This is a genomic window from Streptomyces alboflavus (genome assembly GCF_000716675.1).
Taxonomy (GTDB): domain Bacteria; phylum Actinomycetota; class Actinomycetes; order Streptomycetales; family Streptomycetaceae; genus Streptomyces; species Streptomyces alboflavus.
Window position 1 is genome coordinate 97,339 of record NZ_JNXT01000057.1, and the last position, 11,453, is coordinate 108,791.

8 protein-coding genes, 1 tRNA gene and 1 pseudogene are annotated in these 11,453 nt (G+C 74.3%); 5 read left to right on the forward strand and 5 right to left on the reverse strand.

The window, feature by feature from the left end:
* The first annotated feature begins 2 nt into the window (after window positions 1-2).
* The 5 genes from OO63_RS32745 to OO63_RS32765 all read left to right on the forward strand — a co-directional run bounded on the left by OO63_RS32745 (window position 3) and on the right by OO63_RS32765 (window position 3,874).
* A complete protein-coding gene (locus OO63_RS32745) occupies window positions 3-998 on the forward strand; it encodes an ABC transporter ATP-binding protein (RefSeq protein ID WP_051811399.1) in 996 nt (331 codons plus the stop codon).
* Window positions 995-1,816, forward strand: coding sequence for an ABC transporter permease (locus OO63_RS32750; protein WP_030362776.1), 822 nt, complete (start codon window positions 995-997; stop codon window positions 1,814-1,816). The genes OO63_RS32745 and OO63_RS32750 overlap by 4 nt, the downstream gene beginning before the upstream one ends.
* Window positions 1,817-1,886: 70 nt before the next feature.
* Window positions 1,887-3,170, forward strand: a complete 1,284-nt coding sequence (locus OO63_RS32755; protein ID WP_030362777.1) for a sensor histidine kinase — start codon at window positions 1,887-1,889, stop codon at window positions 3,168-3,170.
* Window positions 3,167-3,778: a response regulator transcription factor gene (locus OO63_RS32760; protein ID WP_030362778.1), complete on the forward strand. Its 612-nt coding sequence runs from the start codon at window positions 3,167-3,169 to the stop codon at window positions 3,776-3,778. The genes OO63_RS32755 and OO63_RS32760 overlap by 4 nt, the downstream gene beginning before the upstream one ends.
* Window positions 3,779-3,801: 23 nt before the next feature.
* A tRNA-Gly gene (locus OO63_RS32765) sits at window positions 3,802-3,874 on the forward strand.
* A 59-nt stretch (window positions 3,875-3,933) separates the two neighbouring features.
* Here OO63_RS32765 and OO63_RS32770 read toward each other — a convergent pair.
* From OO63_RS32770 to OO63_RS32790, 5 genes and pseudogenes are all read right to left on the reverse strand, one after another.
* On the reverse strand, window positions 3,934-4,833 hold the full coding sequence (locus OO63_RS32770; RefSeq protein WP_030362779.1) for a phosphoribosylaminoimidazolesuccinocarboxamide synthase: 900 nt from the start codon (window positions 4,831-4,833) through the stop codon (window positions 3,934-3,936).
* A gap of 155 nt (window positions 4,834-4,988) precedes the next feature.
* Window positions 4,989-6,497, reverse strand: a complete 1,509-nt coding sequence (locus tag OO63_RS32775) for a N,N-dimethylformamidase beta subunit family domain-containing protein (RefSeq protein WP_030362780.1) — start codon at window positions 6,495-6,497, stop codon at window positions 4,989-4,991.
* 432 nt (window positions 6,498-6,929) lie between these two features.
* Window positions 6,930-8,849, reverse strand: coding sequence for a hypothetical protein (locus OO63_RS32780; RefSeq protein ID WP_030362781.1), 1,920 nt, complete (start codon window positions 8,847-8,849; stop codon window positions 6,930-6,932).
* Between the two features lie 508 nt (window positions 8,850-9,357).
* The gene (gene purD, locus OO63_RS32785; RefSeq protein ID WP_030362782.1) at window positions 9,358-10,617 is read right to left on the reverse strand and encodes a phosphoribosylamine--glycine ligase; all 1,260 of its coding nucleotides are present in this window, start codon (window positions 10,615-10,617) and stop codon (window positions 9,358-9,360) included.
* A gap of 110 nt (window positions 10,618-10,727) precedes the next feature.
* Window positions 10,728-11,453: pseudogene (locus OO63_RS32790) on the reverse strand (DNA polymerase III subunit gamma and tau); the annotation flags it as partial.

Here is an 11,453-nt window from a genome sequence, read left to right on the forward strand (position 1 = left end):
TCATGACAGACCAAGTGATCGAAGTGACCGACCTGCGGCGCCGCTACACGGGAGGCTTCGAAGCGGTCCGGGGGATCTCGTTCACCGCCGGTCGCGGGGAGCTGTTCGCTCTGCTCGGCACCAACGGCGCGGGCAAGACCTCCACCGTCGAAGTCCTCGAAGGCCTCGCCGAACCCGCCTCCGGGACCGTCCGGGTCCTCGGGCACGACCCGTACCGCGAGCGGGACGCGGTCCGGCCCCGGATCGGCGTGATGCTCCAGGAAGGCGGCTTCCCGTCCGAGCTGACCGTCGACGAGACGCTGCGCATGTGGGCCGGCTGCACCAGCGGGGCCCGCCCCGCCGCCGAGGTCCTCGAATCCGTCGGCCTCACCGGCCGCGGCAAGGTGCGCGTCAAGCAGCTCTCCGGCGGCGAGAAGCGGCGCCTCGACCTCGCGACCGCGCTGCTCGGCGACCCCGAAGTGCTGTTCCTCGACGAACCCACCACCGGACTCGACGCCGAAGGCCGCCGCGAGACCTGGAAGTTGGTGCGCGCACTGCGCGAACAGGGCACCACCGTGCTCCTCACCACCCACTACCTGGAAGAGGCCGAGAACCTCGCCGACCGCCTCGCGATCCTGCACGAAGGCCGCATCGCCGCCACCGGCACCGTCGCCGAGGTCGTCGCCTCCCAGCCCGCCCGCATCTCCTTCCAGCTGCCCGAGGGGTACTTCCCCGGCGACCTGCCGCCGCTCGCCGAACTCGGCGTGACCGGACACGAGGTGGAGGGCCGCACCATCCGGCTCCGCACCGACCGGCTCCAGCAGGTCGCCACCGCCCTGCTCACCTGGGCCGAACACACCGGCGTCCGGCTCGACCGGCTCGACGTGCGCGCCGCCTCACTGGAAGAGGCGTTCCTCCAGATCGCGCAGGAGGCGACCCGGACCGCCGAGGAGACCGGCGACATCCGTCAGGTCGGCGGCTCCCGCCGGACGAACCAGCAGAAGGAGACCGTCCGATGAGCCCCACCGACACCGTCGCCCCACCGGCCGCCCGGCCCGCCCGCGGCGCCGCCACGACCACCCCGGCCGGCCGCCTCCTGGCCCTGGCCCGGGCCGAGCTCACCCTGCTCGGCCGCGCCAAGGGCACGCTGTTCGCGGCGCTCTTCGTGCCCCTGGTCGTGCCCTTCACCATGAAGTCGGCGGCCCAGGAAATGGACCTGAAGGGCACCGGGCTCTCCGTCGGCTCGGTCCTGCTGCCGTCCGCGATCGCCTTCTCCCTGCTCTTCGCCGTGTACTCGACCCTGGTCAGCGTGTACGCGGCCCGGCGCCAGGAACTCGTGCTCAAGCGGCTGCGCACCGGCGAGGTGCGGGACACCGAGATCCTCGCGGGCGCGGCGCTGCCGTCCGTCGCCATCGGGCTCGTCCAGTCCCTGGTGCTCATGGGCATGTGCGCCGTCCTGCTCGACGTGGGCACTCCCGGTGCCGTGCACTACGTGGCCCTGGGCCTGGTCCTCGGACTCGTGATGTTCCCGCTGCTCGCCGCGGTCACCTCGATCGTCAGCCAGAGCGTGGAGAGCGCCCAGGTCATGGTCATGCCGCTGCTGATCGCCTCCCTGATCGGCTCCGGCGCGACCGTGCCCCTCGAAGTCATGCCGGACAAGCTGGCCAGGATCTGCGAGCTGCTTCCGCTGTCCCCCGTGATCGCGCTGATCCGCGGCGGCTGGACCGGTGAGCTCGACGCCGGTGAGGCGCTGCGCGCCCTCGCCATCGCGGTGGCCTGGATCGTGGTCGGCGTGTTTGCTGTACGCAGGTGGTTCCGCTGGGAGCCGCGGCGCTAGCGGCGCCGGTCAGGGGCCTGCCGGGCGGGCGAAGGGAACAGGGACGGGGAGAGGGAGAGGACAGGGAGCGGTGGGCAGGATCCGGGGTTGGCAACGGCGCTGGCGCGGTCTGAGGAAGATCGAACAGGTCGAGCTGCAGAGCATGGTCATGTGGCACACCGTGCCGTGGATCTTCTTCCTCAGCTGGTGCGCGGTGCCGATCGGCCTGAACCTGCGGCACGAGACCACCGCGCAGCTCCTCGGCTGGTCGATGATCGTGGTGGCCGCGCTCCAGTGCGTGCAGGTCAACCGCACGCTGCGCCGCGCCCTCGACCACTACCTGGGCCGCGCCCCGTTCCCGCGCCGCGACCTGGCCGTCATGTTCGGCCTCACCGTCGCCGGCTTCGGCCTCGCCCTCGCGCTCCAGCACATCGACGGCGTCAAGGGCGGCGTGATCGGCCTCGGCTTGCTGTTCCTGATCACCCCGTACGCGGAGGCGCTGGGCTTCGCCGTGTCGATCCGGAGCTTCTTCCGCCAGCTCGCGGGCATCCTCGTCGTCCTGCTTGCCGCCTTCGCCGCCGTGGGGACGCGCGGCGGGCTGCTGGCCGCCCTGGCCGTGCTCATCGCCGTCGGCGGCCTGGTCTCGCTGCTCACCTCGCGCTGCGGAGCCTGGACGCTCGCGGTGATGTGGGAGGCCGAGCGGGCCCGCGAGACCGAGGGCCGCCTCGCCGTCGCCGAGGAACGCCTGCGGTTCGGCCGCGACCTGCACGACGTCATGGGCCGCAACCTCGCCGTCATCGCGCTCAAGAGCGAGCTCGCCGTGCAGCTCGCCCGGCGCGGCAGGCCCGAGGCGGTGGACCAGATGGTCGAGGTGCAGCGGATCGCGCAGGAGACCCAGCGGGAGATACGGGACGTCGTCCGCGGCTACCGCGAGGCCGAGCTGGGCGCCGAACTCGCCGGGGCGCAGGGCGTCCTGGAGGCCGCCGGGATCGTCTGCCGGGTGTCCGGGGCGCCCGTCGGGCTGCCCCCGGCCGTGCAGGCGGCGCTCGGGTGGGTCGTGCGCGAGGGCACCACCAACGTGCTGCGGCACGGCGACGCGGAGACGTGCACCATCACGGTTTCGGTGACGGAAGGACGTACGGAGTTGACCATCGAGAACGACGGGGCGCCCGAGGCCCCCGTCGGCAGCGGCGGGTCCGGGCTCAGGGGGCTCGGGGAACGGCTCGCCACCGTGGGCGGCACGCTGGAGCACACCGCGGCGGACGGGCGCTTCCGGCTCACGGCACGGGTGCCGCTGCCGGGGCCCGGCCGCCCGGACCGGGCACCCGACCCGGCGGACGCCGTCCCGCTCACCCCGGAGGCCAAGGCCTCATGACCGCCGTACGCGTGCTGCTCGCCGACGACGAGCATCTGATCCGCGGCGCGCTCGCCGCCCTGCTCGCCCTGGAGGACGACCTCGTCGTCGTCGCCGAGGCCGCGACCGGACCCGAGGCGCTCGCCATGGCGCGGGCGCACCGGCCGGACGTCGCCGTGCTCGACCTGCAGATGCCGGGCGCCGACGGTGTGAGTGTCGCCACAACGCTGCGGGAGGAACTCCCCGACTGCCGCACCATGATCGTCACCAGCCACGGCCGCCCGGGGCACCTCAAGCGGGCGCTCGAAGCGGGTGTGCGGGGGTTCGTCCCGAAGACGGTCAGTGCGCAACGGCTTGCGGAGATCATCCGTTCCGTGCACGCGGGAAACCGGTACGTGGACCAGGAGTTGGCCGCCGACGCGATCTCCGCCGGGGACTCCCCGCTGACCGTCCGCGAGGCCGAGGTGCTCGAACTCGCCGCCGACGGCGCGCCCGTGTCGGAGATCGCGGAGCGGGCCGCGCTCTCGCCGGGAACGGTCCGCAACTACCTCTCCTCGGCCGTCACCAAGATCGGTGCGGAGAACCGGCACGCGGCGGTGCGTCTCGCGCGGGAGCGAGGTTGGGTATAGTGGCTCTCGCGCTTCGGCGCAGCGCGGACGTAGCTCAGTTGGTAGAGCGCAACCTTGCCAAGGTTGAGGTCGCCAGTTCGAACCTGGTCGTCCGCTCAGCGAAAGCCCCCCGGTTCCTCGGAACCGGGGGGCTCTGTCGTGCCTGCGGTCGTGTCCTACGCCCAGGCGGTTCCCGTGAGCCGCTCGTACGCCTCGATGTACTTGGCGCGGGTCGCCGCCACCACGTCCGCGGGCAGCGGCGGGGGCGGCTGCTCGCTCGCGCGGTCCCAGCCGGACGCGGCCGAGGTGAGCCAGTCGCGCACGTACTGCTTGTCGAAGGACGGCTGGGCGCGGCCCGGCTTCCAGGTGTCGGCCGGCCAGAAGCGGGACGAGTCCGGGGTGAGGACCTCGTCGGCGAGGACCAGGGTGTCCCCGTCGAAGCCGAACTCGAACTTGGTGTCGGCGAGGATCAGACCGCGCTCACGGGCGATGTCGCGGGCGCGGCTGTACACGGCGAGGGTCGCCTGCCGCAGCTGGGCGGCGGTGTCGGCACCGACCTGGCGGGCCACTTCCTCGTACGACACGTTCTCGTCGTGCTCGCCGACGTCCGCCTTCGTGGCGGGCGTGAAGATCGGCGCGGGCAGCTCGGAGCCGTTCTCCAGGCCCTCGGGCAGCGCGAGGCCGCAGACCGTGCGGGTGTCGTTGTACTCGACGAGGCCCGAGCCCGTCAGATAGCCGCGGGCCACGCACTCGACCGGGACCATCGCCAGGGACTTGCAGATGAGGGTGCGGCCCTCCCAGTCGGCGGGGGCGCCGGACGGCACGTCGGTGGAGATGACGTGGTTCGGGGCCAGGTCGGCGAGCTGGTCGAACCACCACAGCGAGAGCCGGGTCAGCACCCGCCCCTTGTCGGGGATCTCGGTGGGCAGCACCCAGTCATAGGCGGACATGCGGTCGCTGGCGACCATCACGAGGTCGCCCGCCTCGTTCTGGTACAGCTCGCGCACCTTGCCGGTGTGCAGATGCACCAGACCCGGAACCTGAATCGGCTCGGGCTTTTCGACGAATCCGGACACGGTTCCTCCCCGTGGTTCTGTCCAAGTGGCTCGATTCTCCCGTATGCGGGAGCTGGTCTTGGCCACGGGTTGCCCGGATGGGGCGTGGTGAACGCGAACGGGCCTCGGCGGTGTCCTCGGAGGGCCGGGCCGCGGCCGGGTCCGCGGGTCCTGCCTCAGTCGCGTTTGCAGATGCGGTCCAGGAGGTTGGCCGTGGCGCGCTGGACGCGTGGGTCGATGTGGCCGGGGCGGTCCAGGGCCGGGGACCAGGCGAAGGTGCCCGACGCGAAGACGAGGGCGCCGGAGGGGGCGCGGTACAGCGAGGTCTCCTGGTGGCGCACGGCGCCCTCGCTGTCCTCGTACGGGGAGTGGGCGAGCAGGATGCGGCCCTGGTGCTCGGGGAGCGCGGTGCGCGGGAAGTAGCGGTCGGCCTCGCCCGCGACCAGGCCGTCGATCTCGTCGCTCTCGTGCGCGCCGGTCGCCTCCCACAGCCAGTGGTCGGCGTTGCGGACGACGAGCGGGTGCGGCTCGGGGACCCGGCCCGCGTACTGGATGCCCATCAACTGCTGCTCGGGTACGTCGACTTCGCGCCACAGCGCGGCCTTGCCGGGACCCCGGCGTTTTCGGCAGGTCAGCAGGCGGTCCGGGACGCCTGAGGGGGACGGGCCCAACTCGACCTGCCAGTACATGGTGTTGGCGGACAGGAAGACCAGGGACGTGCCGGACTCGCGGGCCAGCTCCGTGGTGCGGCGCATCGCCGCCGACCAGTACTCGTCGTGGCCGGGGAAGACCAGGCCCCGGTAGCGGGTCGGGTCGATGCGGCCCGCGTGCAGGTCGCGGGTGTCGGCGTACGCGAGGTCGTAGCCGTAGCGCTCGGCCCAGCGGATGAAGTCGTAGGCGTGGCCCACGTGCAGGGGCAGGCCCGCGCCCGCGTACGGCCGGTCGAAGGAGACCGTCGTCGCGGCCTCGCTCTCGCCGAGGAGCCGGCCGTAGTCGTCCCAGGCGTGGTAGAGGCTGGCGCCGGTGTGGCCGTCCTCCGGGTAGAGGTTGTACGCCTGCCAGGTGATGTCGGGCAGCAGGACGAGCAGGTCCGCCGAGGGGGCGACGGGCTCGCCGGGGCCCGGGGGGACGCTGTCGCGGACCGTGAAGGGGACGTGCGAGCGGTAGCCGTCGGTGGTGGTGAGGACCGCCACGTACGCCCCGATGTTCCAGTACGACGGGATCTGCAGGCGCCAGGACAGCCACCAGTGGTGGCAGGAGACCGTGCGGTCGGCGGCGAGCGGGGCGGGCTGGACGATGCCGGAGAGGCGGGGGCTCGTCGTGATCTTGCGGGCGCCGTCGCCGCTGTAGTGGCCGATGCGGTAGATGTCCACGCTGAACTGCTGGGGCGGGTCCACGGTGATGTGGAAGTCGATCGCCTCGCCGGGGGCGGCGGCTCCGGTGCTGGTGAAACCCTTGATCTGGCGGTGTATGTCGTCGGCTGTGCGGGGGCTGCCGGTGCGGGGGGCGGGGACGGGTCCGGTGGCGCCGGGGGTGTGGTCCACGTACCAGGGGACTACCTGGCCCGTGTCGTCGAAGTAGTGCTCGGCGCCGCGGAGCCAGGGCAGGGGGCCCTGGCCGAACGGGTCGGTCACGGCGTGGGCGAGGGCGCCCGACTCCCAGCGGCGGATCGGCTCCGGTCCCATGCGTTGTCCCCTCCCTCGCTCCCCCGGCCTGGGCGACACGGGTGGTGCGGCGGGGGTACGCCCTTGGCTCTGCGCTGTTCCGGCTCTGTGCTGTTCCGGCTCTGCACTGTCCCACGTGGCCGTGTCGGCTGCCGGACCCAGCACATCACATTACGCACGTGTGTCGTTACCGTTCGTCGTGAATTGGTGCTGGGTGGGGGGGTCTGGCCCTGGGGCGGCGGGGGTGGGTGTTCCCCTCGGGTGGGACGGGGGCGCCGCCGGATCGGCGCTGCGCGCCTCGTCCTCAAGCGCCGGACGGGCTGAAATTGCCCCGACGTCGGCCTGAAGGTGCCGGGCTGTTGCTCGGCAGGTGCAAGGTTGGGCGGGTGGGTGAGAGAGCCCGTCCGGCGTTTGAGGACGAGCGCGGAGCGCGATCCGGGGCGGGCCGGGGGGTCAGACCAGGCGGACCGGTTTTTCGGGGCGGACGCCCAGTTCGGTGAGCCAGTGGCGGAGCGGCTCGGGGTCGCCGTCCTCGACGAGGGTGAGGACCCGCGGGGCGAGGTCGGCGGCACGCTCCCCGCGCAGCAGGAGCGAGGGCCCGTCCAACCAGTCGAGCCCCGGCGACGCCCCCGCCGTGTCCACGGCCGCACAGCACACCATCGCCGTGACGTGATCGGCCAGCAACTCCCGCCCGGACCGCGGCGGTTGCAGCGGGAACAACGGCAGCACCCCGTCGTCCCACAGCGCCTCGTCCGGCCCCTGCCCCGCCGGCGCGGGCCGAGGCGGCGCCGCGGCCTCCTCCCGGGCCACCTCGGCGCTGAGCCGCGCGGCCAGCTCCCCGCCCGGCCCCTCCGGGGCGTCGACGACGTCGGCCGGATCGACGGCGGCGGCAAATCCGGCCTGCGCCAACTCGGCGTCCGTGAGCCCCGCTTCGGCCCCGTCGGCATCGGCGGCACCGGACTCGGTGAGGCCGGGCCGGGTGCGACCGGCCCCGGCAGAGCCCGCGCCGACCTCGGCCGCCGCCCGCCGCGCCATCGCCTCCGGGTCCGTCAGATGCTCAAGAACGCGCCCGAGCGTCGGCCCCTTGGGGTCACCCGCCGTCGGGTCGCTGGAGCGGCTGACGCCGAGCGCGTCCAGGACGCGGTGGAGCCGCGCCGCGTCCATCCGCCACTTCCGGTCGACGACCTCGTCCGGATACTCCTGCCAGGCCACCGGCGCCCAGCCGGGCCCGGGCTCGGCGGGCCCGCCGTGGAACAGCCGGGCGGCGAGCAGCGAGGCCGCCTCGTCCACCGCGCCGGGCTCCTCGAGGAGGTCGCACGCGGGCCGCTCCCCGAGCCGGGAGGCGAACCCTTCGGCGAGGCGGTCGCGCCGGGAGAGTTCGGTGAGGGCGGAGACGACACCCGCGTCGAGCCGCGAGGGCCACCGCCCCATGCGCCAGGCGGGCAGCGCGACCCGGGTCAGGAGCCGGTCCCACCCGGCGTACGCGAGGCCGACCTGCTCCTGGGCGACGATCCGCACGCCGTAGTCCACGCTCTGGGCCCGCTCGGCCGCGGCCGCCGCGACGCCGCGCTCCATCTCCGCGGCGTGCACGCGGCAGCTGCGCAGGAGCAGCCGCGCCACCTTCCCGACACCACCGAGGACGGTACGCGCGAGCGGCCCGCGCCCCGGCGCCGACGCGACGGCGACGGCGGCATCGAGGCCGCGTACGAAACGACGGGCTGCGGCTATGTCGGGGTGCGCCGAGGGACCCGTACCCGCGACGACGGGGGCGAGCACGGCGCGCAGCTCGCCGACGCGCATCCACCACAGGAAGGGCGAGCCGATGACGAGGACGGGGGCGACGGGAGCGCGGCGGCGGGGCGGCCGGGCGCCCTGGATGGCCGTGCCGTGGGGCGGGGTGGGCAGCTCCGCGCGCGCACCGTCCGGGCCGGTGCCCGTGCCGGGGGCGGCCGTGTCGGCCGGGGTCCCGTGCGCCCGGTGGGTGCGGTCCTCCAGCCAGCTGTCGCAGTCCGGGGTGAGAGCTATGGCCGAGGGGGCGGGGACTTCGAGGCGGTCGGCGAGGTCGCGCACCAGGCGGTACAGATCGGGGGCGGAGGCCTCCGTGATCGGGACGGTCGGGCTCATCGCGGGTCTGGCCCGCGCGACGACGAGGGCGACGGCCCCGGCGCCGAGCAGCACGAGCACCGCGAGGACCGTCACGGCCCAGCGCGCCGCGGCCCAACTGCCGCCGCCTATGTGCCCCATGGCCGTGGCGGCGAGCAGCACGACGGCGACGGCCGCGGGCAGCAGGGCGACGGCCAGCGCCCGGCTGCGGATGCGCAGCACGGCGAGGGCCCGGGAACGCGCGGCCCGCGCGCCCACCTCCACACCCATACCTGACACGACCGAAGTCACCCCCTGCTGCCTACAGCTCGGCCGGCGGCCGGAGCCGACGGCGCACGTCGTTGGCGTTGCTCACTCCCCCACTGTGGCACCCGCCACCGACATCGCAATGCCGGTGGGCTGTTTGGCTGTGAGTGCCTTCCATGCCTTCGCCGCACCCTAGTTGGGGTGCCGGTCACCGTCAGCCGGATGGCCGACCGGTCACTCGATGGAATGGCTTTGGGCAAAGCTGGCCCGCTCCACGGGAGGCCGGTGAACGACGTGCGGGCCCGTGGGCACGGGCCCCGGGACCGACGTCCGGCGCACCGACCGGACCCGCCGCTCCGGCAAGTCGGCGGCCGTCATACGGCGGCCCCAGCGGACACCCTCGGTAACGCCGGACGGGTCTACGGAGGACCGTAGACCCGTGGGGCACAGGGGCAGGAGTGACGGGGGGGCGACCCGGGCCATGCGGGCTACGCGGCCTCGGGCCACCCGCTCCCGGTGCCGTCCCGCGGGGTTACGCGGCGCCGCCCCGCGCCGCCTGCTCGGCGATGTCGGTGCGGTGCTGGGAGCCGTCGAGGCGTACGCGGCCGACCGCCGCGTACGCGCGCTCGCGCGCCTGCGCGAGGTCGGCGCCGGTCGCCGTCACGGACAGCACGCGGCCGCCCGCGCTGACGACCGCGTCGCCGTCGCGCCTGGTCCCGGCGTGCAGGACGTACGCGTCCGGGGCGTCCTGGTCCGCGACGTCGGCGAGGCCTTCGATGGGGTCACCGGTGCGCGGCGTACCGGGGTAGTTGTGCGAGGCGATGACGACGGTGACGGCCGCGTCGTCGCTCCAGCGCAGCGGCGGCAGGTCGGCGAGGGTGCCGTTCGCCGCGGCCAGCAGGAGGCCCGCGAGCGGGGTCTTGAGGCGGGCGAGGACGACCTGGGTCTCGGGGTCGCCGAAGCGGGCGTTGAACTCGATGACGCGGACGCCGCGGCTGGTGATCGCGAGCCCGGCGTACAGGAGCCCGGAGAAGGGGGTGCCGCGGCGGCGCAGTTCGTCGACGGTCGGCTGGAGCACCGTCTCCTGCACCTCGTCGACGAGCTTGGGGTCGGCCCAGGGCAGCGGCGAGTAGGCGCCCATGCCGCCGGTGTTGGGGCCTTCGTCGCCGTCGAGGGCGCGCTTGAAGTCCTGGGCGGGGCGCAGCGGGACGACGGTCTCGCCGTCGGTGACGGCGAAGAGAGAGACCTCGGGGCCGTCGAGGAACTCCTCGATGACGACGCGTCCGCAGGCGAGGGCGTGCTCCCTGGCCTGCGCGATGTCGTCGGTGACGACGACGCCCTTGCCCGCGGCGAGGCCGTCGTCCTTGACGACGTACGGCGCGCCAAAGGCGTCGAGGGCCGCGTCGACCTCTTCGGGGGTGGTGCAGACGTAGCTGCGGGCGGTGGGCACGCCTGCGCCCGCCATCACGTCCTTGGCGAAGGCCTTGGAGCCCTCCAGCTGCGCGGCCTCCTTGGACGGCCCGAAGCACGGGATGCCCGCTTCCCGCACGGCGTCGGCGACCCCGGCGACCAGGGGCGCCTCCGGTCCGACGATCACCAGCGCGGCGCCGAGCTTCGTGGCGAGCCCGGCCACGGCGGCGCCGTCGAGGGCGTCGACCGGGTGCAGCTCGGCCACGTCCGCGATCCCGGCGTTGCCGGGGGCGCAGTGCAGGGCGGTGACCGCGGGGTCGAGGGACAGGGAGCGGCACAGGGCGTGTTCGCGGGCACCGCTGCCGATGACGAGGACCTTCACGGGGGTCAGCCTAGCCCGGCGGACGGGGTGCCTTTGTTCGGGCGTCCGAGGCGGGGCGCGCCCGGGGCTTGTGGGTTTCTCCAGGTGAGGGGCTCGGACCTGGAGGTTCCCTATTCGTTCGTGTACTCCTCGACGACCGTCGCGCCCAGTTCCCGCACGATCAGCTCATGGCCGGAGAGGGCCGAGTCGACCAGGTCCGGGTCGTCGTCCTCGGGGATGTCGTCCTCGGGGGCGACGTGCTCCGGGGCTCTGGACGGCGGGGCCTGGGCGGGCGCGGGGGCCGGGGGCCGCGACTGCCCCTGCTGGGGGGCGGGGGGCGCGGACGCCGACTGGGCGGGACCGGGCTGCTGCGGGGCCGGGGTCGGCGACGGTGCGGGGGACTGCGGCGGCGCGGGCTGCTGCGGGGCGGGGCGGGGGGCCACGGGGGCGCCGCCGAATCCGCTCGCCGCGGGTGGCGGTGCCGAGCCGCCGGAAGGGTCGACGATCGCCTCGACCTTCCACTGCACCCCGAACTGCTCCGTCAGCGCCTGCCGCAGGACGTCCTCGCTGCCGCTGGACGCGAAGTTGTCCCGGGCACCGGCGTTCACGAAGCCGAGCTGGAGCGTGGTGCCGTCGAACCCGGCCACCTGGGCGTTCTGGCTGAGCAGGATCCAGGTGAAGCGGCGGCGGTTCTTGACCGCGTCGAGGATGTTCGGCCAGAGGGAGCGGGGGTCGGGGCCACCGCCCGTGTACGCGGCGGCGGGGGTGGCCGGGGCCGGCTGGGCGACGGGGGCCGGGGCCGCGTACGGGTCCGGGGCGGCCGGGGCCGGGGCCTGGGGTGCGGCGGGGGGCTGGGC